Annotated in this window: 25 protein-coding genes; 14 read left to right on the top strand and 11 right to left on the bottom strand. The window is 59.1% G+C overall.

Annotated elements, in window-relative coordinates; genetic code table 11:
• The first annotated feature begins 158 nt into the window (after positions 1-158).
• The 7 genes from CS903_RS08595 (at position 159) to CS903_RS08565 (ending at position 6,811) form a co-directional block, all read left to right on the top strand.
• Entirely contained in the window at positions 159-857 is a 699-nt protein-coding gene (locus CS903_RS08595) for a helix-turn-helix transcriptional regulator (protein ID WP_099333167.1), read from the top strand.
• Between the two features lie 169 nt (positions 858-1,026).
• The gene (sufB, locus tag CS903_RS08590) at positions 1,027-2,433 is read left to right on the top strand and encodes a Fe-S cluster assembly protein SufB (RefSeq protein ID WP_099333166.1); all 1,407 of its coding nucleotides are present in this window, start codon (positions 1,027-1,029) and stop codon (positions 2,431-2,433) included.
• A 1-nt stretch (position 2,434) separates the two neighbouring features.
• Positions 2,435-3,610 carry a Fe-S cluster assembly protein SufD gene (sufD, locus tag CS903_RS08585; RefSeq protein WP_099333144.1) on the top strand — a complete coding sequence of 392 codons (1,176 nt, stop codon included), beginning with the start codon at positions 2,435-2,437 and terminating at the stop codon, positions 3,608-3,610.
• Positions 3,611-3,650: 40 nt separating this feature from the next.
• Complete coding sequence (gene sufC, locus CS903_RS08580; RefSeq protein WP_099333143.1) at positions 3,651-4,421, top strand: Fe-S cluster assembly ATPase SufC; 771 nt, start codon at positions 3,651-3,653, stop codon at positions 4,419-4,421.
• Positions 4,422-4,505: 84 nt separating this feature from the next.
• Positions 4,506-5,870, top strand: a complete 1,365-nt coding sequence (locus tag CS903_RS08575) for a SufS family cysteine desulfurase (protein WP_099333142.1) — start codon at positions 4,506-4,508, stop codon at positions 5,868-5,870.
• Positions 5,867-6,352: a Fe-S cluster assembly sulfur transfer protein SufU gene (sufU, locus tag CS903_RS08570; protein ID WP_099333141.1), complete on the top strand. Its 486-nt coding sequence runs from the start codon at positions 5,867-5,869 to the stop codon at positions 6,350-6,352. Before CS903_RS08575 ends, sufU begins: the two co-directional genes overlap by 4 nt.
• 12 nt (positions 6,353-6,364) lie before the next feature.
• The gene (locus tag CS903_RS08565) at positions 6,365-6,811 is read left to right on the top strand and encodes a metal-sulfur cluster assembly factor (RefSeq protein ID WP_370737662.1); all 447 of its coding nucleotides are present in this window, start codon (positions 6,365-6,367) and stop codon (positions 6,809-6,811) included.
• Here the strand turns inward: CS903_RS08565 and tgt are convergent.
• Both tgt and CS903_RS08555 read right to left on the bottom strand, forming a co-directional pair.
• Complete coding sequence (gene tgt / locus CS903_RS08560; RefSeq protein WP_370737663.1) at positions 6,785-8,224, bottom strand: tRNA guanosine(34) transglycosylase Tgt; 1,440 nt, start codon at positions 8,222-8,224, stop codon at positions 6,785-6,787. The genes CS903_RS08565 and tgt overlap by 27 nt on opposite strands.
• Positions 8,214-8,885: a queuosine precursor transporter gene (locus CS903_RS08555; RefSeq protein WP_242491823.1), complete on the bottom strand. Its 672-nt coding sequence runs from the start codon at positions 8,883-8,885 to the stop codon at positions 8,214-8,216. Before CS903_RS08555 ends, tgt begins: the two co-directional genes overlap by 11 nt.
• Positions 8,886-8,941: 56 nt before the next feature.
• On the opposite strand from CS903_RS08555, the gene CS903_RS08550 reads away from it, so the two are divergent.
• Positions 8,942-10,552, top strand: a complete 1,611-nt coding sequence (locus CS903_RS08550) for an ABC-F family ATP-binding cassette domain-containing protein (RefSeq protein ID WP_099333139.1) — start codon at positions 8,942-8,944, stop codon at positions 10,550-10,552.
• On the opposite strand, the gene CS903_RS09470 is transcribed toward CS903_RS08550, so the two are convergent.
• Entirely contained in the window at positions 10,549-10,860 is a 312-nt protein-coding gene (locus CS903_RS09470) for a hypothetical protein (RefSeq protein ID WP_207203800.1), read from the bottom strand. The two genes, CS903_RS08550 and CS903_RS09470, sit on opposite strands and share 4 nt — an antisense overlap.
• 11 nt (positions 10,861-10,871) lie before the next feature.
• Here CS903_RS09470 and CS903_RS08540 point away from each other — a divergent pair, with 11 nt between their 5' ends.
• Positions 10,872-11,420: a SixA phosphatase family protein gene (locus CS903_RS08540; protein WP_099333138.1), complete on the top strand. Its 549-nt coding sequence runs from the start codon at positions 10,872-10,874 to the stop codon at positions 11,418-11,420.
• A 41-nt stretch (positions 11,421-11,461) separates the two neighbouring features.
• Here CS903_RS08540 and serB read toward each other — a convergent pair whose 3' ends face one another.
• On the bottom strand, positions 11,462-12,313 hold the full coding sequence (gene serB, locus CS903_RS08535; protein ID WP_099333137.1) for a phosphoserine phosphatase SerB: 852 nt from the start codon (positions 12,311-12,313) through the stop codon (positions 11,462-11,464).
• A gap of 27 nt (positions 12,314-12,340) precedes the next feature.
• Complete coding sequence (gene glgC, locus CS903_RS08530) at positions 12,341-13,576, bottom strand: glucose-1-phosphate adenylyltransferase (RefSeq protein ID WP_099333136.1); 1,236 nt, start codon at positions 13,574-13,576, stop codon at positions 12,341-12,343.
• A 185-nt stretch (positions 13,577-13,761) separates the two neighbouring features.
• Between glgC and glgA the strand changes: the two genes are divergently transcribed.
• The 4 genes from glgA (at position 13,762) to CS903_RS08510 (ending at position 17,280) form a co-directional block, all read left to right on the top strand.
• Positions 13,762-14,985 carry a glycogen synthase gene (glgA, locus tag CS903_RS08525; protein ID WP_099333163.1) on the top strand — a complete coding sequence of 408 codons (1,224 nt, stop codon included), beginning with the start codon at positions 13,762-13,764 and terminating at the stop codon, positions 14,983-14,985.
• A 15-nt stretch (positions 14,986-15,000) separates the two neighbouring features.
• Positions 15,001-15,783, top strand: a complete 783-nt coding sequence (locus tag CS903_RS08520; protein ID WP_099333162.1) for an ABC transporter ATP-binding protein — start codon at positions 15,001-15,003, stop codon at positions 15,781-15,783.
• 62 nt (positions 15,784-15,845) lie between these two features.
• Positions 15,846-16,316 (top strand): NfeD family protein, encoded by a 471-nt coding sequence (locus tag CS903_RS08515; protein WP_099333135.1) that lies wholly within the window; start codon positions 15,846-15,848, stop codon positions 16,314-16,316.
• A 73-nt stretch (positions 16,317-16,389) separates the two neighbouring features.
• Positions 16,390-17,280, top strand: a complete 891-nt coding sequence (locus CS903_RS08510; RefSeq protein WP_099333134.1) for an SPFH domain-containing protein — start codon at positions 16,390-16,392, stop codon at positions 17,278-17,280.
• A gap of 25 nt (positions 17,281-17,305) precedes the next feature.
• On the opposite strand, the gene CS903_RS08505 is transcribed toward CS903_RS08510, so the two are convergent.
• From CS903_RS08505 to CS903_RS08485, 5 genes are all read right to left on the bottom strand, one after another.
• Positions 17,306-18,097 (bottom strand): amino acid ABC transporter ATP-binding protein, encoded by a 792-nt coding sequence (locus CS903_RS08505; RefSeq protein ID WP_277984883.1) that lies wholly within the window; start codon positions 18,095-18,097, stop codon positions 17,306-17,308.
• Positions 18,094-19,035 carry an amino acid ABC transporter permease gene (locus CS903_RS08500; RefSeq protein ID WP_099333133.1) on the bottom strand — a complete coding sequence of 314 codons (942 nt, stop codon included), beginning with the start codon at positions 19,033-19,035 and terminating at the stop codon, positions 18,094-18,096. Before CS903_RS08500 ends, CS903_RS08505 begins: the two co-directional genes overlap by 4 nt.
• Before the next feature lie 14 nt (positions 19,036-19,049).
• Positions 19,050-19,979 (bottom strand): ABC transporter substrate-binding protein, encoded by a 930-nt coding sequence (locus tag CS903_RS08495; RefSeq protein WP_099333132.1) that lies wholly within the window; start codon positions 19,977-19,979, stop codon positions 19,050-19,052.
• 188 nt (positions 19,980-20,167) lie between these two features.
• Positions 20,168-20,875 (bottom strand): DUF4191 domain-containing protein, encoded by a 708-nt coding sequence (locus CS903_RS08490; RefSeq protein WP_099333131.1) that lies wholly within the window; start codon positions 20,873-20,875, stop codon positions 20,168-20,170.
• A gap of 24 nt (positions 20,876-20,899) precedes the next feature.
• Positions 20,900-22,129, bottom strand: coding sequence for an MFS transporter (locus tag CS903_RS08485; protein WP_129587641.1), 1,230 nt, complete (start codon positions 22,127-22,129; stop codon positions 20,900-20,902).
• A gap of 271 nt (positions 22,130-22,400) precedes the next feature.
• Here CS903_RS08485 and CS903_RS08480 point away from each other — a divergent pair, with 271 nt between their 5' ends.
• Entirely contained in the window at positions 22,401-23,489 is a 1,089-nt protein-coding gene (locus CS903_RS08480) for a hypothetical protein (protein WP_099333129.1), read from the top strand.
• 63 nt (positions 23,490-23,552) lie between these two features.
• On the opposite strand, the gene sucB is transcribed toward CS903_RS08480, so the two are convergent.
• The coding region (gene sucB / locus CS903_RS08475; protein WP_099333128.1) for a 2-oxoglutarate dehydrogenase, E2 component, dihydrolipoamide succinyltransferase at positions 23,553-24,694 on the bottom strand (1,142 nt) is incomplete at its 5' end.

The raw sequence follows: 24,694 nt of genomic DNA, 5'->3' as shown, positions 1-24,694 counted from the left end.
GTCTGTGAGGCAGATCGTCCTCATCATCCACCCATAGTGACGTTTTGCCAATGGCAGTGTTTCCAAAATCGGCTAGACTGTTATCGGCCTACCCCGGCTGATGGAAGTTGGCCGAGGGCGGCGACATCTTTACCGCAAAAGACGCGAACGGGGGCGTGATGGAAGAGAGTTCGGTTACCGGAACTCGCCAGATGGTTCGCAACCTAATCGTTGAGAATGGTCCGGTCACAGCAGGTGCAATCGCGCGGTTCCTTGACCTGACAACGGCGGCCGTTCGACGTCACATCACCTCTTTGGAAGAGTCGGGACAGATTCGTGAACACGAGGTTCCGACCATGGGCAAGCGCGGTCGAGGGCGGCCCGCACGTCACTACGTTGCAACGGACGGTGGTCGCGAACGCCTAGAGGATGGCTACATGGAACTGGCGTCGAAGGCGCTCACCTACATGGCCAAAACCGCGGGGCCCGAACAGATCGAGGGTTTTGCGGCAGCGCGTTCTCGCGAACTTGAGAGGCGCTACGCACCAGTGGTTCGCGCAGCGGGCAAGGATCCCCGTCTTCGTGCCGAGGCCCTTGCGGCAGCCCTGACAGAGGACGGCTACGCGGCAAGCATTCGTTCGATTGGACGGGGAGACTTTGCGATCCAGTTGTGCCAGGGGCACTGCCCGATCGAACAGGTCGCCGCGGACTTCCCACAGATGTGTGACGCCGAACTTTCGGCTTTTAGTCGAATCCTTGATGTTCATGTGCAGAGGTTGTCGACGCTGGCACAGGGCGGCCATGTCTGCACCACGCATGTTCCCATTGGGCTGCCATCTTCCAGGACCGGTAAGAGGGCGGCGTTGAGGCAGGTGTGACTCGCCGGTGGCTACTCAGGACCGGCCAGAGATCAACCCAGTTGGTGATCTGTGGAAGACGGGAAGACGCCGCGCAATGTCGAGACGTTCAGCATAACTTTGTAAGTAATGGTCAGAAAAGAAGGAATTTATGACGCAGTCAATCGAGGCTCCAGCCCCGAAGACGTCAATGTCAGATGACGAGATCATCGAGTCAATTGGCGCGTACGAGTACGGCTGGCGTGACAGCGATGATTACTCCAAGGGACTCCCGAAGGGTATCAACGCTGACATTGTCCGCTTCATTTCGAACACTAAGGGTGAACCGGAATGGATGCTTGAACGGCGTTTGAAGGCGTTCGACTTCTTCGAGCGCAAGCCGATGCCGACCTGGGGTCCCGACCTCAGCAGCATCGACTTCGACTCCTACAAGTACTATGTCCGACCCACTGACCGCCAGGTGCAGTCGTGGGAGGACCTGCCCGAGGAAATCAAGAACACCTATGACCGTCTTGGTATTCCCGAGGCTGAGAAGAAGCGGCTCGTTGCAGGTGTAGCGGCTCAGTATGAGTCCGAGGTCGTCTACCAGCAGATTCAGGAGGATCTTGAGGCGCAGGGTGTTGTCTTCCTTGATACCGACAGCGGCCTACGTGATTACCCGGAGATCTTTGAGAAGTTCTTTGGTAAGGCTGTTCCGGCAGGGGATAACAAGTTTGCCTCGCTGAACACCGCGACCTGGTCGGGGGGCTCATTCGTCTATGTTCCGCCGGGCGTCCACGTTGAGATTCCGCTTCAGGCCTACTTCCGTATCAACACTGAGGCAATGGGCCAGTTTGAACGCACGCTTATCATTGCGGATGAAGGCTCCTACGTTCACTACGTTGAGGGTTGCACTGCTCCCATTTACGACACCAACTCGCTGCACTCCGCGGTGGTTGAGATCTTCGTGATGAAGGATGCTCGTGTCCGCTACACCACCATCCAGAACTGGTCGAACAACGTCCTCAACCTGGTTACTCAGCGCGCTATCGTCGAAGAGGGCGGCACCATGGAGTGGGTGGATGGCAACATCGGTTCGGCCATCACCATGAAGTACCCGGCGTGCTACCTGATGGGTGAGAACGCACGGGGAGAGACCCTGTCAATCGGTTTTGCTGGAACCGGGCAGCACCAGGACACCGGCGCCAAGATGGTCCACATGGCCCCAAAGACGTCCTCGTCAATCGTTGCGAAGTCGGTTTCACGTGGTGGTGGGCGCACCTCTTACCGCGGGTTGGTAGAGGTGCACTCGCGTGCCACCAAGTCCAAGTCGAATGTCCTCTGTGATGCGCTTCTTGTCGACAAGATTTCCCGCACCGACACCTATCCCTACGTGGATGTTCGTACCGAGGACGTCGAAATGGGTCACGAGGCGACTGTCTCCAAGGTGAATGAGGAGCAGCTGTTCTACCTGATGAGCCGAGGACTCGATGAGACCGAAGCCATGGCAACAATTGTGCGGGGCTTCATCGAGCCCATCGCCAAGCACCTGCCCATGGAGTACGCCCTCGAACTAAACCGCCTTATCGAACTGCAGATGGAAGGGTCCGTCGGCTGATATGACCGCACAGAAGCAAACTAGCAACATCCTGGAACCCTCCAAGGTTTCACGCGCCAACCGCCTCAAGTCCTTCAAGGCCGCCGATTTCGGTGTTCCCAAGGGCCGTGAGGAAGACTGGCGCTTCACCCCGATGCGTCGCATTCGCCAGATGTTTGAAGCGGAAGGCTACGCGGGCACTCCGCAGGTAGAGATCCAGGCCCCAGCGAGCGTCATTGTGGCAACGGTGTCGCGAACGGAACTCGACGAACCTGTCGTCCTCGCCCCCGAGGACTACCCGTCCGCACTGGCATGGGAGAAGTTCGAGGAGACCACCGAGGTTGTGATTCCTCGCGAGGTTGAGCTTGACGAGCCCGTCTACCTCACGGTGACCGCCGGCGCAGAGCTTAAGGCCGGACGAATCGTCGTTCGGGCCGAAGCAATGTCGAAGGGTACAGTCGTCATCCTTCACAACGGACCTGCCATGTACAACGAAACCGTTGAGGTCGAGGCCGGGGAAGGTGCGAACCTAACGGTCGTTGCGGTTCATGAGTGGGACAGGGATGCTCTCCACACGGCCTCACACAGGGTTCGTGCCTCGCGAGACTCGAACCTGCACCATATGGTCGTCACCCTTGGCGGCGATACGGTTCGCATCAATGTCGACACCGATATGACGGGACCCGGAGCGAACGTCAAGCTGAATGGCTTGTACTTTGTGGACAAGGGCCAGCACATGGAACACCGGATCTTTACCCACCACACCGCCCCCGACTGCTTCTCACGGGTCGCCTACAAGGGTGCGCTGCAGGGTAAAGACGCGCGTTCGGTATGGATTGGCGACTGCCTCATCGGAGTCGATGCTGATAACACTGACACCTACGAACTGAACCGCAACCTCATCCTCACAGAAGGTGCGAAGGCTGACTCCGTTCCCAACCTTGAGATTGAGAACGGTGAGATCGAAGGTGCGGGCCACGCCTCTGCAACCGGTCGTTTTGACGATGAGCAGCTCTTCTACCTGATGAGCCGTGGTGTACCTGAGCTCGAGGCGAGGCGCCTCGTTGTTCGCGGTTTCTTCGCCGAGGTGCTCCAAGAGATCGGGATCCGAGAGCTGGAGGATCGTCTGATCAACCAGATCGAGCAAGAGCTTAAGGACTACGGCTACGCCATGGATCAGACCGCTGATTCAGAGTAGCCCGCTCACATACTTTTGATTGACTGAAAAGACAGGGAAAATGAACGAAGCAAAAGAACTGGTCATCAGGAACCTTCACGTCACCGTTGGTACCCCCGACGGGCCGAAGCAGATCCTCAAGGGTGTTGACCTGACCATCAAGCCGGGTGAGATTCACGCGATTATGGGCCCGAACGGTTCCGGTAAATCGACGCTGGCCTACGCGCTGGCGGGTCACCCGAACTACGAGATCACCGAGGGTGAGGTGTTCCTCGACGGGGAAGACATCCTTGAGATGAGCGTTGACGAGCGTGCCAAGGCGGGGCTGTTCCTCGCCATGCAGTACCCGGTCGAGGTTTCCGGTGTCTCGGTTTCCAACCTGCTGCGTACCGCCAAGACCGCCATTGATGGCAAGGCCCCCGGCCTGCGCCACTGGGTCAAGGAGGTCAAGGGCACTATGGAAAACCTGCGCATGCCAGCCGAGTTTGCCGAGCGTGATGTGAACGTGGGCTTCTCCGGTGGTGAGAAGAAGCGCCTGGAGATCCTGCAGATGGAGCTCCTTGAGCCCTCGTACGCGATCCTTGATGAGACCGACTCGGGTCTGGATGTCGATGCCCTGCGCATCGTTTCCGAGGGCGTTAACCGCGCCCACCGCAGGGATCACATGGGCATCCTGCTGATTACCCACTACACCCGCATCCTGCGCTACATCAAGCCGGACTTCGTTCACGTCTTCGTGGACGGCCGGATTGCTGAACAGGGTGGTCCTGAGCTGGCAGACAAGCTCGAGGAAGAGGGCTACGACAGCTACCTTCCCGTGGATGTTGCCTAGCCACTGGCGTGACTTATGGGGGCGGGCAGTAACGGGCGTTACGGTCCGCCCCCAAATACGACAGGAACAGAGGAAGTCGAGAAGATGAACGAAACTGCTGATTTGACAGCTGAGGAACTCACCGCGATCCGAGGCGACTTCCCCGCGCTTGAAAAAGTCGGTAGGGGAGGGCGCCCCATCGTCTACCTTGATTCCGGAGCAACCAGCCAGAAGCCTGCTGTCGTAATTGACGCCGAGTCTGAGTTCTACCGGGATTTCAACGGTGCGGTTCACCGCAACACCCATCTCCTGGGTGACGAGGCGACCGTCCATTTTGAGGATGCTCGTGAGACTCTGGCCGACTTCATCGGGGCCGAGGTAGACGAGATCGTCTGGACCAAGAACGCCACGGAAGCACTCAACCTGGTGGCATCTGCATTCAGCAATGCCTCCGCTGGGATAGGTGCCGATGGCGCCCGAGCCACAGGAGACACAACCCTCGGAGATCTGAGCGGGCGTTTCCGATTGGAGGGCGGGGACCGCATCGTGGTCACCCGCGCGGAACACCACTCCAACCTGGTCCCGTGGCAGCAGGTTGCAGAAAAGACGGGAGCCACTCTCTCCTGGCTGGACCTTACCCCTGACGGCCGCATCGACCTTGAGTCGCTGCACGTGATTGATGCCAACACCAAGGTGGTGGCATTCACGCATGCCTCAAATGTCACGGGCGCGATCTCTCCGGTTACTGAGATTGTCGAAGCTGCTCGGAAGGTCGGGGCGATCACCGTCCTCGACACCTGTCAGTCCAGCGCCCACATGCCCGTTGACGTTCGAGAGTTGGGCGTCGACTTTGCGGTTTTCTCTTCGCATAAGATGCTCGGCCCAACCGGGATAGGCGCACTGTGGGGACGTTTCGAACTACTTGAAGCCATGCCCCCGGTTCTCACCGGAGGCTCGGTGGTAGCAGACGTGACTATGAGTGAGACAAAGTATCTTCCTCCGCCCGCCAAGTTCGAAGCTGGCTCTCAGCCGGTGGCACAGGCAGTGGCCTGGGGGGTTGCACTCCGTTACCTCAGCGAAATCGGTATGGAGAAGATTGCCCGCCATGAGGCAGAGATGACCGAACTTCTCTTGGAACGGATCTCTGAGATCGAAGGTATCCGAGTTCTCGGGCCAACTGACAACACGGATCGTCTCGGGGTGGTGGCATTTGATGTGGAGGGTGTTCACCCCCACGATGTTGGCCAGGTCCTTGATTTTGAAGACGTTGCAGTCCGGGTGGGTCACCACTGTGCGATTCCGCTGCACAGGTTCTTTGGCGTGAAAGCTTCCTCAAGGGCGACGATTGCACTCACCACCACCGGTGAAGAAATCGACCAGTTCATTACCGGCCTCAAAAAGGTCCGAGAGTACTTTGGGCTTGCGGAAACGCAGAAACCAACCATGATAGGAAACGGAGAAGTGCAGTGAGCGGTCTAGATGCTCTCTACCAGCAGGTGATCCTCGATCAAGCACGGCAGAGGACCGGAGCGGGTTCAGTTGAGGACTTCGAGTACACCTCCTTTCAAGCTAATCCCACCTGCGGTGACGAGGTCACCCTGGGGGTCAAGATCGATGACTCAGGTCAAGTTGAAGATTTGGCCTGGGACGGCAGCGGCTGCTCCATCTCGCAGGCATCCCTATCAATCATGAGTGAGATGCTTGAAGGAGAAGACCTCGCGGTTATTCGGCGTAAGTACGCCGCTATGGAAGAAATGATGCACTCTCGGGGTAGGGGGGTCAGCGACGACGTCCTTGACCAGCTTGAGGATGCAGCAGCCCTCGAGGGCACTTCCAAGTTTGCCAACCGAGTCAAGTGCTCTCTGCTGGGATGGTATGCCCTGCGTGATGCACTAGCGAAGGCCGGAATCAATATTGCTGAGGCCGACGGTCCGGCCTCAGACTCTGAATGAGACGGAGAAGAAATGACGCAGAACAACGTGGCTCACAATCCGATGGCGGCTCGCCCGCTCCCAGAGGAAGAACCACCGGCGCAGCAGTTCAAACCTTTTGAACCGCAGAAGCCCATGGGGCACGGTGAGATTGCAATCTTCGAGAACGGCGCCTTCCCCGCCGAGGACGTTATTGAGTCACTCAAGGATGTCATCGATCCTGAGCTTGGGATTAACATCGTTGACCTCGGACTCCTCTACGGAGTCAGGATCAATGAGGACAACTCCATTGATCTGGATATGACCCTAACTTCCGCCGCATGCCCACTGACCGATGTCATTGAGCGTCAGGTTGCCATGGTCCTTGGTTCCTACACCGATGACGTGCGTCTCCAGTGGGTTTGGTTGCCGCCATGGGGTCCCGAGTGCATCACCACCGACGGCCGAGATCAGCTACGAGCCATTGGGTTCAACATTTAAGGATCTCCCGTAAAAGTTCCCCAGCATTTCCTCGCGGAACTCGCTGAGGTTCCCTTCGATTAGGGCCTCGCGGATGGCGTCAACCAGGCGGACAGTGAACCACTCGTTGTGGATGGTCGCAAGGGTTGACGCCAAAATCTCTTTGGCCTTGAAGAGGTGACGCACGTACGCCTTCGTGAAGTTCTGGCAGGTGTAGCAGCCGCAGCCTTCAACCAGGGGTGAGAAGTCACGTGCGAAGCGGGCATTTGTCAGGTTGAACCGTCCTGTCGGAGTGTAGATGGCAGCATTTCGTGCCACCCGGGAGGGGTTCACGCAGTCAAATGTGTCGATCCCAGCCTCCACGGCGACAAAGAGGTCGAAAGGCTCTGAGATCCCCAGCAGGTGACGTCCCTTGTTCTCAGGCAGCTCGGCTGTAGCCCAGGAAACGATCTCACCGAGTCGGTCCTTGCGCAGCGCACCTCCGATCCCGAAACCGTCAAACATCTGGCCGTCCTCTTCCATCTCCCCCAGGGTTCGGGCTGCCCTGATGCGCAGGTCCTGGTAGTCAGCGCCCTGCACCACCCCCCAGAGCTGCTGGTAGGGCCGATGGGTCCGAGTCTCAGTCTGAGCCCTGTGCTCGATCAGACACCGCCTTGCCCACGCCTCAGTGCGGTCCAGTGACTCCAGCTGGTAGGAACGCGGGTGCGACAGCGAGGTGAGCTCATCGAAGGCAAACATGATGTCAGCTCCGAGCTGATGCTGAATGCTAATCGAGATCTCAGGGTTGAAGCGATGCTTTGAGCCATCGATGTGAGAGGAGAAAACAACACCGTCTTCATCAACAACTGCCTTGGAGAGCTTGACGGCCTCCCGCTGGCGCTTGACCAACTCCGGGGCGACAGGGCCCGCATCAACCCCGCTGTGGGCTGATGCTCCGGAGCTGGACATATCACCACCGGCAAACTCAGCGGTGAGTACCTTCTTAAAACCGGCCCCCATTGAGAGAACCTGAAAGCCACCCGAGTCTGTGAATGTTGGGCCTGGCCAGTGCATAAAGCTGCCAAATCCACCGGCCTCGTCGACTATGCCTGACCCGGGTTGCAGGTAGAGGTGGTAGGCATTCGCGAGGACTGCCTGCGCCCCGGTTCCCGCAATCTGTTCGGGAACTAACCCCTTAACATCGGCCTTGGTCCCCACAGGAATGAACGCTGGAGTTTTGATATCACCGTGAGCAGTGTGAATAACTCCGGCCCTACCCAACCCGCGGCCCTCCTCGGAGCGGGCCTGAATATCGAAACCCCTGTCCCTCTGGTACGGGGTGGGGCGGCGGTCCTCAACTGTTTCTGCCTCCGGGTTGGGGAAGGGGTCCAGTGGCTTGGGCCAGTGGGTTGACGGGGCATCTCCGACCGGTTTCGTAATCCATTCAGGCAAGATCGGTCCTTTCACTTCGGCGCTGCAGCAGCCGAATCACACTGTAGGAGACCGGAAGTAAAACGATCTCGAAAATAATCTTGTAGGTGAAACCAACAAGGACATAGTTCCAGAAACTTGCGCCGGTCAGGACCCCATAGAACGCGATGGTGCAGAAGACCAGGGTGTCCGCGCTCTCACCAACCACACTGGATCCGAGGAGGCGAACCCAGAGCCTCTTCTCTCCGAACCTCTGTTTGATCTTGACGAGGACGTAGGCATTCAGAAGCTGCCCCACCAGATAGGCCATCAGGGAGGCGGCAACGATCCTCGGTACGAAGCCGAGTACGGCCTCGAACGCCTGTTGGTTCTTGTAGGCATCTGCGGGTGGGAGTATCTGAACCAGCAGAAAGACAACAGCCGCAAGCGCGGAGGCCACAAACCCCAGGAGGATGACGAATCGGGTCTTGGCGAATCCGTATATCTCAGCCAGGACATCACCGAGTACGTATGTGAATGGAAAGAGAAGTGCCCCGCCATCAAAGATGAGTGTCGTCGGACCAAGGCTCAGTCCAAAGAGCTTTGTGGCAGCTATGTTCGATATGAGTAGAAGCGCAACGAAGCTAACCGCAATGGTTGTGTAGGCGCTGGCGCTAGGCTGGGTTGTTGGAGAGTTGCTTGTCACGCGTTCCATTGTGCCTGCTCGGCGGGGCAGCGGTCAGCCTCGGTTAGACTTCCCTGGTGATTAGTGTCCAGGATTTTGACCTTCGTATCGGCCCACGCGAGCTGATCCATCAGGTTTCGTTCGCCGTTGGTCCAGGCGCCAAGGTTGGCCTGGTTGGCCGTAATGGTGCGGGAAAGACAACCATGATGCGCCTGCTCGCCGGTGTGGCTGATGAGGGTGCTGCAGAGTTCAATGGCAGGATCAACCGCGGGGGCGCCATCGGCTACCTGCCGCAGGACACGAGTGAGGGTGACAGAGATCAAACGGCCCACGAGCGGATTATCTCTGTGCGGGGGATCGATGCGCTCCTGAAACGCATCCAGAAGGCTGAGCATGAGATGGCGACCCTCGAGGGGGAACGGCAGATCAAGGCTATGGAACGTTATGTTCGGCTGGATCACGAGTTCACCCAGAAGGGGGGGTGGGCCGCCAATGGTCAGGCCGCCCAGATTGCCTCCGCCCTCAAATTGGATGAGCGGATTCTTGGGCAGCCCCTTCACACTCTGTCCGGTGGGCAGCGCAGACGGGTTGAACTGGCCCGAGTGCTCTTTTCCGAGGCCGAGACACTACTGCTGGATGAGCCCACCAACCACCTTGACCACGACTCAATCATCTGGCTCAGGGACTGGCTCAAGGGGTACTCCGGCGCCCTTGTCGTGATCAGCCATGACGTCAACCTGGTCCGCGATGTCGTCAACCAGGTCTTCTACCTGGATGCGAACCGCGCGGAGCTTGAGGTGTACCGCATGGGGTGGGATGCCTACTTGAAAACCCGGGCTGAGGATGAGAGGCGACGACGCAAGGAGCGCCAGAATGCGCTGCGCAAGGCAGAGGTCCTGCAGGCTCAAGGCGAGAAGATGCGGGCCAAGGCAACCAAGGCGGTTGCCGCTCAGCAGATGCTTCGCCGAGCGGCCGAGCTGAGGGAGGCTGCCGGGACCGAACGTGCTGAAGAGAAGGTTGCCCGCTTGCGGTTCCCTGATCCAGCTCCCTGTGGTCGGGTGCCACTGACAGCCCAGCACCTTTCTAAGTCCTACGGCTCTCTTGAGGTCTTCACTGATGTTGACCTCGCGATCGATAGGGGCGCAAAGGTGGTCGTCCTCGGAGAGAACGGGGCCGGTAAGACAACGCTTCTACGGATCCTTGCGGGCTTGGAGGTTCCTGACCTAGGTGAGGTGACTCCGGGATACGGTTTGAAGCTGGGGTACTACGCCCAGGAGCACGAGACCCTTGACCCGACGCAGTCAGTTGAAGAGAACATGCGGGCGGCAGCTCCGGAACTTGATGATACGCGCCTGCGTTCGGTGCTCGGACAGTTCCTTTTCTCTGCAGATGATATCGGCAAGCCTGTTTCCGTTCTTTCGGGAGGTGAGAAGACGCGTCTAGCGTTGGCCGCCCTGGTTGTTTCTGCGGCTAACGTTCTCCTCCTCGATGAACCTACTAACAACCTGGATCCCGCTTCCCGTGAGGAGGTTCTGGGGGCTCTGGATTCGTATGAGGGCGCCGTCGTCCTCGTCAGCCATGACCCGGGTGCGGTGGAGGCTCTACATCCGGAGCGGGTTCTGCTTCTACCCGATGGGGATGAGGACCTGTGGGATGACGACTATCTGGAGCTGGTTGAGGTCCGTTAGCCCCGGTGTACGCCAGTTGACTTGGCCTCGCCGCCCTCTCGGCCGTCCTCGGATGAAAGGAAGGCTGCCAGGGTCCGGGTGGACTGGGGAAAATCTCGGTAGGCGAGGTACTTCTCCAGGGTGATTCGGTGTTCGTCACATGCTAGCCAGTGCTTGGCTCGCCCAAAGGGCAGGGTTGGGTTGGACCAGGTAATTGCAAAGGTGGCGGGGCGCTCGCAACCTCGGTTTGAGCAAACTAGATCTTTCGGTCCGCGGCGCAGAGCCATCAACACTCCCTTATCCAGGCATTCGACTTCGTTCCCTGACATAGAATATCCGCATGTCTACTCACAAGGTCACTATCGCCCGCCACGCCAAAGCCGCCGCGTACTCTCCGGGCACGGATGCTCAGCGCCCCCTCACTGATGAGGGACGGGCCCAAGCCCAGGAGTTGGGGCGTCGCCTAGCGGACTCACTGCGCAGTGTTGATACCGTCTTTGTCTCGCCGGCTGTTCGCGCCCAGCAGACTTGGGAGAACATGGCTCAGGGGGCTGGGCTCACTCCGGAAATGATGCCCAGGGTGCAGACTGACGAGGTAATCTACAGCGGTTCTCCCATGCAGATCATGGAGGCCGTTCGTTTTGGGTCGACTGGGACCTCTTCACTGGTGGTTGGGCATGAACCTACAGTGTCGGCAACCGCCGTCCTCCTTGTTAAAGAGGGGCAGGCAACCGAGGTAGAAAATGGTATGCCAACGGGATCAGCCGTTGTGGTTGAGTGGGATCGGAACTGGAAGGAATGGCATTCGCACTGTGCCGCGGTCGCCGATTTCATTCATGTGCGCCACAACGACATTCCTCCACTACCTTTCACCAACCCACTGGCCTGATAGGTAGGTGCAAGGGAGTATCCCGAGGTTCAGTGAAGGACCTAGAGGGTTCTCCCGAGCAACCCGACCACCGCGTCCAGACGGCGGATGTTGAGCTGGCTTGAGACAGCCTGGCGAACTGCCGGTTTGGCGCAGAACGCTATGCCGAGTCCGGCGGCCTTGAGCATACGGATGTCGTTTGAGCCGTCGCCGACTGCGACAACGCGGTCGGCTCTGCCCTGAGACCACTGCTTGACGCACTGCTCCTTGGTCCGGTCGTTAACGACAGGACCGACGGTGCGCCCCGTGAGGAGTTCACCTTCGACCTCGAGTCGGTTGGCGAGGAGGTAGTCGACTCCCAGCTGCTGCACGAGGGGGCGAAGGATCTCTTCGAACCCCCCGGAGACGACCCCGAACTGGGCTCCGACCGAGTGGGTCCAAGTGATCAGCTCAGCTGCTCCGGATGCCAGGGTGAGCTGGCTGCCAACCTCCTCAAAAGCCGAGGTGGGAAGACCCTGCAGCAGGGCGACACGCCTTCTCAGCGAGTCGTCGAAGCCCATCTCGCCGCGCATGGCTGACTCGGTGATTTTGCTGACCTGGTCGAAAACACCGGCCAGCCGCGCCAGTTCATCAATGGCTTCTTCGTGAAACAGGGTGGAGTCGGCGTCAGTGAGGACGAGGAGAGGAGGGTTCAGCGCTAGGTTTGCGCTGAGATGAGAGAACCCCACCGGTTCGGCCTCTGTGATCACCCGGTTGGTGGACCACCAGCCAGGTCCGGTTGCCAGCGGCCCTTCACCGCCCGGCGCAGGGCTGCCTTCGTAAAGTACCCAGGCGCCAGGAGATGACGAAACGGCCGTCCCGACCTCTTCCGCACGGTGGGGAGGAGGGGGGACGACCGTTTCGAATGAACTCATAGCAACAAGGCTACGCAGTCTGGATGGCTAGGCGCGGACGATGGCATCCTTCGGGACAACCGTGATTCCGGATTCGGTGACCGTGAAACCGCGGCTCCGGTCCAGTTCATGGTCGAAACCGACCGAGGCGTTCTCTTCGACCACGACATTCTTGTCAAGAATGGCGCGGTGGACCCGAGCCCGGCGGTTAATCACCGCACTGTTGAGGATGACGGAGTCCGAAACCTGGGCCCAGGAGTGAACGGCAACCTTGGGTGACAGCACCGACCTCGTCACTTCCGCACCTGAAACGATGACTGCCTCTGACACCAGGGAGTCGACGGCGTGACCCATTCGCGAGCCCATATCGCCGTGAACAAACTTGGCGGGGGGCAGCGGATCCGTCTGTGTGAGGAGGGGCCAGTCGTAGTTGTAGAGGTTGAAAATCGGGTGGATGCTGATGAGGTCGAGGTTGGCATCGTAGTAGGCGTCAACCGTGCCGACATCACGCCAGTAGTCGCGGTCACGCTCGGTTGATCCGGGGACGATGTTGTCCTTGAAGTCATAGACCGCGCACTCTCCGCGTTCAACAAAGTAGGGGACGATGTCCCCGCCCATGTCGTGCTTGGAGTCTGGGTTCGCAGCATCCTTGCGGAGCGCTTCGATCAGGGCCTTGGTATCGAAAACGTAGTTACCCATGGAGGCGAGGACGACACTGGGGTCATCGTCAAGACCCTCGGCATTCTTAGGCTTCTCGAGGAACTCCTCGACGACACCATCCTTCTCTTTGATAACCCCGAACTGGTCAGCCAGCTCAATGGGTTGGCGGATACCAGCAACTGTCGCAGGCATGCCGGAGGCGATGTGGTAGTCCACCATCTGGCTGAAGTCCATCCGGTAGATGTTGTCCGCCCCCGTGATGACGATGTAGTCGGGTCGTTCGTCATAGACGACGTTGAGCGACTGGTAGATCGCATCGGCTGAACCTAGGTACCAGTGCGGCCCGCGACGCTGCTGAGCCGGCATAGGTGCGACGAAGTTCCCAAGCAACCCCGACATGCGCCAGGTGCGCGCGATGTGGGTATCAAGGGAGTGAGATTTGTACTGGGTCAGCACGACGATCTTGAGATAGCCGGAGTTGACCATGTTTGAGAGGGAAAAATCGATCAGGCGGTAATTGCCGCCGAAGGGAACCGCGGGCTTAGCGCGGTCCTCAGTAAGGGGCATCAGACGTTTGCCTTCGCCACCAGCCAACACAATTGCCAGAGTTCGCTTCATTGCCATGCCCTCAATGTTACAGACTTCGACGCTCACGGATGGGGACTTGTTTACTTCATCAAGCGAAGGGGTGAGTTAGCCGGGGGAGCGAGCGGGTGGTGGGTGCCTTTCTGCTCCGGTTCGCCGCGGCGGTTGGTATCCTTGATTCAGCCCAACGGCGTGTCCCGGCCCCGGAATTAAGGACCTTTTCAATGCGCGTAGATCTGCTGACCCGCGAGTACCCACCTTTTGTCTACGGGGGTGCCGGGGTTCATGTTGAGGAGCTGGCTCGAGTTCTGCGGAACCTGGTCGACCTCCGAGTTGAGGCCTTTGATGGCCCTCGATCGCCGGGTGAGGTCGGCTCGGAACCGGGCGTGATTGGTTACGCCAACCTGCCGGAGCTAGCGGGGGCTAATCCTGCGATTCAGACCCTGGGCGTCAACTTGCGAATGATTGAGGGAGCCGACGGCGCCGACCTCGTTCATGCGCACACCTGGTATGCCTGCATGGCCGGGTACCTGGCGAAACTTCTCTACGGCATCCCCCTGGTGGTCTCTGCGCACTCACTTGAGCCCCTTCGTCCCTGGAAGGTTGAACAGCTGGGAGGGGGCTACCGTGTTTCCTCCTTTGTCGAACGCACGGCATACGAGAACGCGGATGCCATCATCGCTGTTTCCAATGGCATGCGGGACGACATCCTCAAGGCATACCCTGCGGTTTCTCCAGACAGGGTCCATGTCATTCACAACGGCATCGACCTCAACAAGTGGCACCGACCCGTCGGGGAAGAGGCTGAGGAGCGGGCTGTGAAGATTCGCGAAAAGCACGGGATGGACCCGAACCGTCCGACCGTTGTCTTCGTGGGCCGGATCACCCGCCAGAAGGGACTTCCCGGGTTCCTCCGGGCCTGTGAGCTGCTTCCAGAGAATGTTCAGATCGTCCTGCTTGCGGGTGCGCCGGATACCCCAGAGATTGCGGCGGAGGTCGACGGGCTAATCAGGAACCTCCAGGCCAAGCGCACCGGAGTAATCAACATATCAACCATGCTTCCGAACGAAGAGGTCAAGGCGATCCTGGCCGGATCTGACGTGTTTGCAACGCCCTCGATCTATGAACCGCTCGGGATCGTCAACCTTGAGGCGATGGCCATGGAGCTCCCTGTAGTGGGCACCGCCACTGGTGGAATTCCCGATGTGATTGTCGACGGTGAGACGGGGTACCTTGTTCCTATAGAACAGATGCAGGACGGAACGGGAACCCCGCTCAATCCTGAAAAGTTTGAGGCCGATTTTGCTCAGCGTTTGACCGATGTGCTTGAGAATCCGGAACTTGCTCGAAAGATGGGTAAGGCGGGACTTGAGCGGGCCCGGGATAAGTTCTCGTGGCATGCCATTGGTGAGCAGACGGTGGAACTGTACAAAACACTAGTGAACTAGGTGGTCCTGCCAGTTATGCAACCCCTTATCGATCTCCAGGGAGTTTCCCTGAGGCGCGGTCGTGCAGAAATCTTGAGAGACGTTACCTTCACGGTTAACCCGGGGGAGAACTGGGTCATCCTTGGACCCAACGGTGCGGGGAAAACGACTCTCGCAAGGCTTGTTGCGGCTCGAGACTACCCGTCCGCGGGAACCGCAAATGTGCTCGGCAGTGACACTTCTGGTGAGGAAGCCACCTATCTTGCGTCCCGCGTGGGGGTTGCCTCCGCGGATACCCGTGAGCGCATCTCGGCTTCTGACATTGTTGAGGACGTAGTTCTTTCGGCTGGTTGGGGGCAGACGGTTCAGTTTGGGGAAGAGTACGAGGACGATGATCGTTCTCGTGCCCGCGATCTCCTAGCCGCCCTGGGTGTTGGCGAACTGGCACAGCGAAGGTTCGGGACCCTTTCTGAGGGCGAGCGCCAGCGTGTTTCGATTGCTCGTGCACTGATGCCGGATCCCGAGGTCGTCATCCTGGATGAACCGACGGCGGGCCTAGACCTGGGAGCACGCGAGACCCTGGTGATGGCGCTGACTGAGATCATGGCTGCCCCCAAGGCCCCGGCGATTATCCTCATCACCCACGAGATCGAAGAGATCTCGCCCGGATTTACCCATGCTGCGCTCATCAAAGATGGAACCGTAGCCGCGGCCGGGCCGATCGGGGAGGTGCTGACCAACGAGAACCTTTCTTCCGCATTTGGTCTGCCTCTTGAGGTAACGAATGAGGACGGTAGGTGGTGGGCTCGCGCTCGCTAGTATCTGGCCGACATTCACCACTGTAGACTTGGATCACACAGCGGAGCTCTACGGGGGAAGTAATGGCCTGGTTAATCTGGATTGGTGCGGCGCTTCTCCTTGGAATCATTGAGCTGCTCACGGTCGATCTTTTCTTCCTGACACTTGCCCTCGCGGCGGTTGCCGGTGGGGTTGCCGCCGCATTCGGGGTCAATCTCTGGGTGCAGATTGGTGTTTTCGTCGGGGTGTCGATCCTGCTCCTGGTGTTTGTGCGACCGTGGGCGCGCAACCTTCTCCAGCGGTCCACCCCGGATATTGCCACGAACGCGCAGGGACTGGTTGGAAAGCGGGCAGTAGTGACTGCTCCGCTGGTCGGTTCTGACGGCCGAGTTCGCCTTGATGGGGGGATCTGGTCGGCCCGAAGCCGGGACGGGAAGGTGTTCCCCGTGGGAAGCCAGGTCACCGTGGTGCAGATCGACGGTGCAACGGCGGTTGTCGCCTCAACTGATGAGGTTGTGACCACCCCGAGTGATCGCCAGCCACCCGTGGACTAGAAGGCGCGCCAAGTATCCCACTTGACACCACAGCGAAGGACTAGCCCCCGAAGGGGCGGAACGGAAGTAGAAGATGGACTCAGGTACTTTGCTAACAGTGCTGATTGTGCTGTTGGTTCTGCTGGTAATCGTGGTTGTCGTTCGTTCGATTCAGGTTGTGCCGCAGTCGCGCGCGTTGGTGGTGGAGCGCCTCGGCAAGTTCCACTCGGTGATGTACGCGGGATTGCACCTGCTAGTTCCGTTTGTCGACCGGATTGCGGCAAGGGTTGATCTGCGCGAACAGGTGACAACTTTTGAACCACAGCCTGTGATCACCGCGGACAACGTTGTAGTCTCCATCGATTCGGTGATCTACTACCAGGTCAATGATCCGATGGCTGCGACCTACGAGATTGCTGATTACATCAGGGCAATTGAGCAGCTCACCATCACGACCCTGCGAAATGTTATTGGTTCGATGGACCTGGAACAGACTCTGACCAGCCGTGATGAGATCAATGCGTCCCTGCGTGGCGTCCTCGATGAAGCCACGGGTAAGTGGGGTATCCGCATTAACCGGGTTGAGTTGAAGTCGATTGATCCCCCTCCCACCATCCAGCAGGCCATGGAGCAGCAGCTGCGGGCCGACCGGGATAAGCGCGCCACGATCCTTCAGGCCGAAGGCGTGCGGCAGTCGCAGATTCTGCGTGCTGAAGGTGAGAAGCAATCGGCGATTCTGCAGGCTCAGGGTGCTGCCGAAGCCGCTGTCACCCGGGCAAATGGTGAGGCCCAGGCGATCGACACTGTTTTCACAGCCATCCACGAGGGGCGGCCGACCCCGGATCTGCTCTCCTATGAGTACCTGCGGGTCCTACCGAACATCGCCAATGGCACGGCCTCGAAGATCTGGGTACTCCCGACTGAGCTTACCGCCGCCCTCAATGCGGTCACCGAGGGGTTTGGTGGTAAGTCTGACGGTAAGTAGTCCAGGGGACCCCGCCGGTAATCGACTAGAGAACCTTGGAGAAGAACTCTTTCGTTCGTTCTTCCTGGGGGTTGTCGATCACCTCGGCGGGGGTTCCCTGTTCCACGATGACTCCGTCGTCCATGAAGACGACGTGATCCGCCACTTCGCGTGCAAAGCCGACCTCGTGGGTGACCACGATCATGGTCATTCCGGACTTCGCGAGGTCTTGAATGACCGCTAGGACTTCACCGACCAGCTCTGGGTCCAGGGCAGAGGTGGGTTCATCGAAGAGCATCAACTCGGGGTCCATAGCTAGGGCGCGAGCTATTGCGACCCGCTGCTGCTGGCCGCCGGAGAGCTGGCTGGGGTAGTGGTCGGCCCGATCCGATAGTCCAACACGCTCAAGAAGCTCTAGGGCGCGGGTACGGGCTTTGCTCTTCGGGACCTTCTTGACATTCACTGGGGCTTCCATGACGTTGCCGAGGGCGGTGCGGTGCGGGAAGAGGTTGAAGCGTTGAAAGACCATGCCGACCCGGCTGCGTTGCTTCGCAATCGTCCTATCCGGAAGTCGGTGCAGGATCTCGTGGCCATCTGAGCCCCGGGTGATCCTCAGTCCCGTGAGGTCACCATCCACCCAGATTCGTCCGGCAGAGATGGTTTCCAGCTGGTTGATGCAACGCAGGAACGTCGATTTTCCGGATCCGGATGGTCCAAGGAGAACGCATACCTGACCGGGCATGACCGTGAGATCAACGCCTTTGAGGACGTGCAGGTCCCCAAAGAATTTGTGAACATCCTTGGCCTCGACCATAGGAGCTACTGGTGTTTCGGTCATGGTGTCACATCCAGGAATAGGTTCGACTGGTTCGGATCGGCCTCTTCAATCGACTTTTGCTTGGAATCGGCCTTGGTGCGGCCTGAGTCAGAGCTGAAGCCGCGACCGTAGTGCTTTTCGATGCGGTGCTGGACCACCATCAGGATCGAGGTGATCAGCAGGTACCAGATGGCAGCTGCGACCAGCAGGGGAACTGGTGCAAATAGACGCTGTCCGATGTGAGCTGCCTGGTAGGTGAGCTCCAGCGTAAAGGGAATGGCAGAAACCAGGGAGGTGGTCTTCAGCATGGAGATGGTTTCGTTTCCAAGCGGAGGCATGATGACGCGCATCGCCTGGGGGAGGATGATCCGGGACATGATCTGTCCCGGCGACATTCCGAGGGCTTCTGCGGCTTCGGTCTGTCCCTTGTCAACAGAGTTGATGCCGGCCCGGATGATCTCAGCCAGGTAGGCCCCCTCGTTGAACCCAAGACCGAGTATGGCCATCCACAGGGGGGTGATCAGCGTCAGCGTGTCGAAGTGTGCGAACTCGTACCCGAAGGGGATACCAATCGAAAGCTGGGGGTAGAGGACGGGGAGCAGGGACCAGAAGATCAACTGTGTGTAGATCGGAGTTCCGCGGAAGAACCAGATGTAGAAAGTGGCGACGTAGCGCAGAATCGGGTTCTTCGACTGCCGCATGACTGCCATCGTTACCGCAAGGATGGTGCCCAGCACCATGGCTGCAACGGTGAGGAGCAGCGTGTACATCACGCCGGTGAGGATTGACTTAGAGAAGAGCCATTCCCAGACCATGGGCCACTGGAAGGCGGGGTTGGTGATGAGGGCGTTGATCGCCATCGCTACCAGAACGGCTACAACAGCGGCACCGGCCCAACGGCCCGGCCGGGGAACCGGCCGGGCGTGGATCAGGTCAACCGCTCCTTTTTGGGGAGTCATTTGAAAGTGGAGTCCTAGACTGTGGGGTTAACTTTGGCCTGCTTCAAGGCGGATCCCTCGGCGCCGTAGACGGCGAGGATCTGATCGAGGTAGCCCTGATCCATCAGGTGCTGCATGGCGGCCTGAACCGCGGCGGTGAGCTGCTCATCTGCCTTGGCGATGGCAATGCCCTGGGGAGCCGACTCGATTACGTCGCCGACCTCTTCGATCTGACCGTTGGACTGGACAATGGCGTAGCCGATTACGGGAGCGTCAGCGAAGGTGGCGTCATACTGGCCGCCAACAACCTTGGTAGTGATGTCAGGCTGGTGAACCAGAGGCTTGATGTCAATCTTTGCCTTACCTTCGGCCTCACACTCAGCCGAGAGGATCCCTGCGAGTTCCTGCTGGTAAGTTCCCTCTTGAACCCCGATCACGAAGCCACAGGGGTCTTCGGGAGTGAAGTTCTTCGGGTTGCCCTTTGCGACTCCGAAGGAGGAGCCGACCTCAAGGTACGAGACCATGTTGACCTGCTCGAGGCGTTCGGGCGTGATGGTGAAAGATGATGCGCCGACGTCGAACTTGCTTCCAAGTGCGGGAATGATGGTTGAGAAGTCAGCCGTCTTCGTGACGCCTTTTTCGAGGCCCATCACAGCGGCTAGGGCCTGAACAATGTCAATGTCGTATCCGTAGGGGGTCACGGCGTCCTCCATGAGGAACTCAGCTGGCGGGTAGTCAGTTGAAGCGCCGTTGGTGAGGACATTGGCGGTCACCAGGGTATCGGGGACCATGGCGGCAATGTCAGCCACTGCCTCGATCTGGGAGATGTCAAAACCCTCGCTACCGGACTGCTCGCCCCCCGGGGCCGCATCCGATCCCTCGGTGGTCGGAGCAGGATCTGAGCAGGCTGCAAGAACCAGGGCAGCCGCGGCAGCAGTCGCTGCGAATGAAATCAGTTTGCGCATTGGGGGTCTCCGTGAAGTCGATACTGAATCTTGTCTTCTTTCATATGAAAGTATGCATCATGCTGGATAATATCCATAACTTGATCTCAGGATTTGGCTGTGGAACCCACCACGCTTCACGGTGGAGACGTGAAGGCGATCCGTCCTCGTTAAACAGAAAAGGCGTGCACTTAGCACGCCCAGTCTGGTTAGCCGCGAAGGGCTTTTCGGTTTGCCCGCATGTTGTTCGGGTCAACCCCCTTGGGAATGGGGATTGCCTTGTGCCCGAGGGCGTTGAGGCGGTTTGCCACAGCGGGAACTTCCTGTTTGGTGAGGTGCTTCTTAAGCCCTTTGAGGTGTCGGTTCAACTTCGCGAGGGGGACCTGTCCCTCTTCATGGCCGACCTCTACGAAAATGATGGGAACGTTGGCCACTGCGCGGCTGAGGCGTCGCTTCTCAGCGATGAGAAGAGCGCGAACCCGACTGGATGGTCCCTCGGAGATGAGAACGATGCCGGGACGTCCCACCAGGCGCCAAACGATGTCCTGGGACTTGTTCGCCGCAACGGGCTCTTCCTCAACGATCCAGCCACGACGAATCTGACTGATCACCGCGTAAACGGAGCCAATACGACCATCCAGCTGTCGGTACATGGCCGGGCGAATCAGGTAGGCGAGAAGGACCATGTCGATGGTTCCCGCCAGGAGGATCCCTGTTATCGGCAGGAAAATTGCCCGGTTCCAGAGGATTCCAAAGACGATACCGAGGCCGATGAGGACGACGGGGATCGCGATTAGAGCTATCCCGATCCACGGGTAGGTCCTCTTTACAACCTTGTATGCGTCGATCAGGGTGTGGTAGAAACGCTGCTTCTTTGGGGCGCCAGCAGGTTTGGGCGACTTGTCTTTCTTAGCCATGATGATGCCAATCCTACAAGGTGATTAGTGGGCTGCGACCCTCGGGAGCTGATCCTTTTTAATCCGCAGGGTGAATCCGATGACAGCGACCGTCAAAATGGCCACGGCGGCGAAAACGAAGGTGAGGTGAGAGCCGGAGGCTTCAGCAATCCGCCCTCCAGTAGCTGAACCAATGGACACCCCGATCGTGACTGAAGAGGACAGAAGCGTCATCGCAACCGCGATTCCACCCGGAGGGGCCAGGCGTTCTGCCACCGTAAAGGCTGTGACCAGGGTCGGACCGATGAAGATACCAGTCGCAAGGAACCACAGAGCAGTAGCCGGAAGGCTCTGCGCCCCGGAAGTCATCATCGTTAGTGCCGCTACCGCAAGGCCGAAGACAATGAACCGGTCGGAAAGCTTGAAGCGGTCGGGTAGGGCTACTACCAGGAGTGCCATGATGCCTGAAGATACGCCCATGGAAGCATAGACAAGGCCCGCGGAGCCGACACTGCCAAGCTCTTCGGCGCGGACCGTTATCCCAGCCTGGGTCGAACCAAAGAAGGTACCGAGGGCGATGAGCGCCACGATCGCGGGAGCAATGGACACGAGGATGCGGCCTATGGTGGGACGCTTGGACTCAGGTGCCAGTCCACCGTCTCCTTCAAGGGGCTTCACAGGTGCTGTCAACGCGAAGGGGATACCGGCTAGCGCCCAGATAATGAAAGAGAGGAGCAGGGGAGCGGCGGGGGCAGCGGCTGTGGCTGCAATGCCAACGAATGCTGGCCCCAGGACAAAGACAAACTCGTCAACTGTGGACTCGTAGGAAAAGGCTGCGGTGAGGCGCTTCGGGTTCGGGTGCATTCCGACCCACCGGGCCCGGGTAAATGAACCCACAGGCACCCCCGTCATGCCCGCAAGTAAACAGATCAGGTAGATCAGCGGCGTGGCCGGCACATTGATTGCCGCCAGGAAGAGGGCGAGGATGGCTAGGGCATTGACGGGGGCAATGATCATGAGGACTCGGCGCTGACCCCAGATATCGGCCGCTCGCCCCACCAGGGGCGAGCACACTGCAACCGCAACGGAGAAGAAGGCAGTTGCCAGTCCACCGACCGCGATATCACCGGTCGCAGCGGTGAAAGCAGTCATGATCCCCAAGGGGAGCATGGCATAGGGAATTCGGGCCAAAGCTGCAGCAACCATCTTTCCAGCCCCGAAAGCAGAGGGAAGTTCACGGTAGCTGCGCATGGCGCTAAAGGGGTTCTGAGACAAGGAGAGTTCCTGAGATGAGTGCTATCCCGCCGGGGCCGCGTCATTAAGAATGGTCGGCGCAGCGGGAGGGCGCTCGAAGGCGCCGTGCCCATTCTAGCGGGGGAGCCAGAAAGCTCTAACCAGCAGTCATGTGAGGTTACTTGAAGGCTTCGTCCCCAGGGCAACCAGGAGGTACCTATCCACAGGAGGAGCAGATGGAACGGCGTGGTTGGTAGTCGCCGACGAAACTGGGGGTGCTGGTAGACAGCAAGGCGCATGAGGAGGAAGGGAGGTGACCCGTGAACCGTATGCAGCAACCCCTGCCGGAGTTATTTGGAAGCGGACACTCCTACCTGACAGTAGTCAGCCGGCAGGGGATGCTGCAGCTTACGAACTGCAGTTTCCCGTGGCTCCCACCGTTCAAGCAGCGGGGGCCAGGGGTGTTGAGCAGACCTGGGCCGGCCTTGCAAACCTAGAGGTTCCTGAAAGTGCCCCGTTCCGGGTGGCTCCGATCTTTTTGAAAGGTGGCCGCACCCCCCACATCCAAGTGCCCGGGGGTCTCCTCCGACAGATAACTGACACCGAGATGACGCGCTGGGGCCCAGACCTCGGTGTCACCCTGGGATCTGTGGGCCTTGGCTCGAAGCAGGTTGGTTCGGCTGCGCTGGTTGAACGCCCGGGGAAACCCCCGGTGCTTTTGCTTTCGGCCGTTCCGTTCAAGGCTCATGGTTGGGGGCCGCTGCCCGAGGTTCTTTCCGATCTACCGGCTAGAGATGGAGCAGATGACGCAGAGGTGGGCGTGGAAACGATACCTCTACCAACACTCATGGGGCAGATTGGGGGGTTGGTTCGACGTCACTCGGGCAGGGAGCGCCGCTCCGCTCCGAGACGTGGAGCATTGGTTTTTACTACATTCATCACCGGCCTCCTTCTTGCCGCAATGGTCTCTGTCCAGCAGGCATCCTGGTGGGGCGACAGAGACCCGGCTCCACAGCCTCCAGTTGAGGGGCAAGAGCACCCGGTTGCTTGCCCTTCGCTTGAGGAGACAGCTGATATGGCGAGGACCCTGCTGGAGAAGCGGGGTGTAGCGCTTGCGGAGAACCAGTTGGTTCCCCTCCTCCAAGCTGAAGCCTGGAGTCTCGTCCTACTCGATTTGGTGGAAGTAGCCCGAAGAAATCAGGACCATGTTGTCGTCGAACCACCCATCTACCTGGTTGAAGTGAACTCGCAGCGCTGCGGGAACGGAAGGGTTCTGGCTCTGACCACGGTGGCCGCCGTGCTTGACTCGGGGAGGGCCCTTCCGGCCGTTCTACTGGAACTTGAACTGCAGGTTAGTCCCCCGCGAATCCTGGGGGTGCGTGAGGGGCCAACCCGAGGTTAACAGGGAACTGGCTGCCCCGATTGGGACAGCCAGTTCATAAAGGGTCAAACCCGGGGTGATGCTTTAGCCAAGCTGCAGGTCTTCAAGGAAGTTACCTGCTTCAAGGCGCTTCTTCACCGAGGTGAGGAAGCGGGAGGCGTCAGCACCATCAACGAGCCTGTGATCGTAGGAGATCGACAGGTACACCATTGAGCGCAGCGCTACGGACTCAATGCCATTGGCTTTGATAACCATCGGGCGCTTCACAATCGTGCCAACCCCCATGATGCCGACCTCGGGCATGTTTAGTACCGGGGTGTCAAACAGTGCTCCACCGGAACCGGTGTTGGTAATGGTGAAGGTGGAACCGGAGAGCATATCCGGGCCGATTGAACCATCACGAACAGCGGCAGCCGCCTGGTTAATACCTTCGGCGATCTGAGGTATCGACATGTCGCCGACGTTCTTCAGGACCGGAACCATGAGGCCCTTGGGTGAGTCAACTGCAATCCCGATATTCTCGTGGTCGAAGTACTCAACCTGGTTGCCATTGATGGTGGCGTTGAGCTTTGGATGCGCCGCAAGAGCCTCGGTAGCAGCCTTGACAAAGAATGGCAGGAAGGTGAGTCGGGTGCCGTGCACCTTCTCGAACTGGTCCTTGTACTTGGCGCGGAGGTTCCAGATCTCGGTAACATCCACCTCGAAAACAGTGGTGAGCTGTGCCGCAGTCTGCAGCGAGTCCACCATGCGTCGAGCAATGACCTGGCGCAGACGCGACATCTTCTCAGTGGTGCCCCGCAGTGCGGCCGCCTCTTCTGAGATCTCAATCCTGCCGGAACCCGCTGCAGCCACAGGTGTTGCCGAAGCTACCGGTGTGGCGGTCAGGGCTTCAGCAGCCGCGATGACGTCTTCCTTGCGGATACGTCCGCCTATGCCGGTGCCGGTGACAGCGGCGAGGTCGATACCCTTATCCTTTGCGAGCTTGCGAACGATGGGGGTGACATAACCGGCGGCAGCCGGTGCACCTGGAGCCGGGGGAACTACCGTTCCGGTCGAAGCTGCACGAGCAAGTGCCTCAGCGGGGGCTGCCGGTGCCGGCGCGGTTACCGGGGGAGCCGGGGGAGCCGGTGGTGCCGGAGGCATGGGTGGCGGGCTCTTATACACATCTAGATGTGTATAAGACACATCGGCCAGCAGGGTTCGAAGAAGGTCCTCGGTCGCTACTC

The organism is Actinomyces minihominis (assembly GCF_900187855.1).
Classification (GTDB): Bacteria; Actinomycetota; Actinomycetes; order Actinomycetales; family Actinomycetaceae; genus Scrofimicrobium; species Scrofimicrobium minihominis.
This window is presented reverse-complemented; position numbering and strand designations above follow the sequence as displayed.

Excerpts from the sequence above, each read along its gene's own strand:
- CS903_RS08595 (WP_099333167.1), top strand. The coding sequence starts at position 159 with ATGGAAGAGAGTTCGGTTACCGGAACTCGCCAGATGGTTCGCAACCTA.
- sufB (WP_099333166.1), top strand. The coding sequence starts at position 1,027 with ATGTCAGATGACGAGATCATCGAGTCAATTGGCGCGTACGAGTACGGC.
- sufD (WP_099333144.1), top strand. The coding sequence starts at position 2,435 with ATGACCGCACAGAAGCAAACTAGCAACATCCTGGAACCCTCCAAGGTT.
- sufC (WP_099333143.1), top strand. The coding sequence starts at position 3,651 with ATGAACGAAGCAAAAGAACTGGTCATCAGGAACCTTCACGTCACCGTT.
- CS903_RS08575 (WP_099333142.1), top strand. The coding sequence starts at position 4,506 with ATGAACGAAACTGCTGATTTGACAGCTGAGGAACTCACCGCGATCCGA.
- CS903_RS08565 (WP_370737662.1), top strand. The coding sequence starts at position 6,365 with ATGACGCAGAACAACGTGGCTCACAATCCGATGGCGGCTCGCCCGCTC.
- CS903_RS09470 (WP_207203800.1), bottom strand. The coding sequence starts at position 10,860 with ATGTCAGGGAACGAAGTCGAATGCCTGGATAAGGGAGTGTTGATGGCT.
- CS903_RS08540 (WP_099333138.1), top strand. The coding sequence starts at position 10,872 with ATGTCTACTCACAAGGTCACTATCGCCCGCCACGCCAAAGCCGCCGCG.
- serB (WP_099333137.1), bottom strand. The coding sequence starts at position 12,313 with ATGAGTTCATTCGAAACGGTCGTCCCCCCTCCTCCCCACCGTGCGGAA.
- glgC (WP_099333136.1), bottom strand. The coding sequence starts at position 13,576 with ATGGCAATGAAGCGAACTCTGGCAATTGTGTTGGCTGGTGGCGAAGGC.
- glgA (WP_099333163.1), top strand. The coding sequence starts at position 13,762 with ATGCGCGTAGATCTGCTGACCCGCGAGTACCCACCTTTTGTCTACGGG.
- CS903_RS08520 (WP_099333162.1), top strand. The coding sequence starts at position 15,001 with ATGCAACCCCTTATCGATCTCCAGGGAGTTTCCCTGAGGCGCGGTCGT.
- CS903_RS08515 (WP_099333135.1), top strand. The coding sequence starts at position 15,846 with ATGGCCTGGTTAATCTGGATTGGTGCGGCGCTTCTCCTTGGAATCATT.
- CS903_RS08510 (WP_099333134.1), top strand. The coding sequence starts at position 16,390 with ATGGACTCAGGTACTTTGCTAACAGTGCTGATTGTGCTGTTGGTTCTG.
- CS903_RS08505 (WP_277984883.1), bottom strand. The coding sequence starts at position 18,097 with ATGACCGAAACACCAGTAGCTCCTATGGTCGAGGCCAAGGATGTTCAC.
- CS903_RS08500 (WP_099333133.1), bottom strand. The coding sequence starts at position 19,035 with ATGACTCCCCAAAAAGGAGCGGTTGACCTGATCCACGCCCGGCCGGTT.
- CS903_RS08495 (WP_099333132.1), bottom strand. The coding sequence starts at position 19,979 with ATGCGCAAACTGATTTCATTCGCAGCGACTGCTGCCGCGGCTGCCCTG.
- CS903_RS08490 (WP_099333131.1), bottom strand. The coding sequence starts at position 20,875 with ATGGCTAAGAAAGACAAGTCGCCCAAACCTGCTGGCGCCCCAAAGAAG.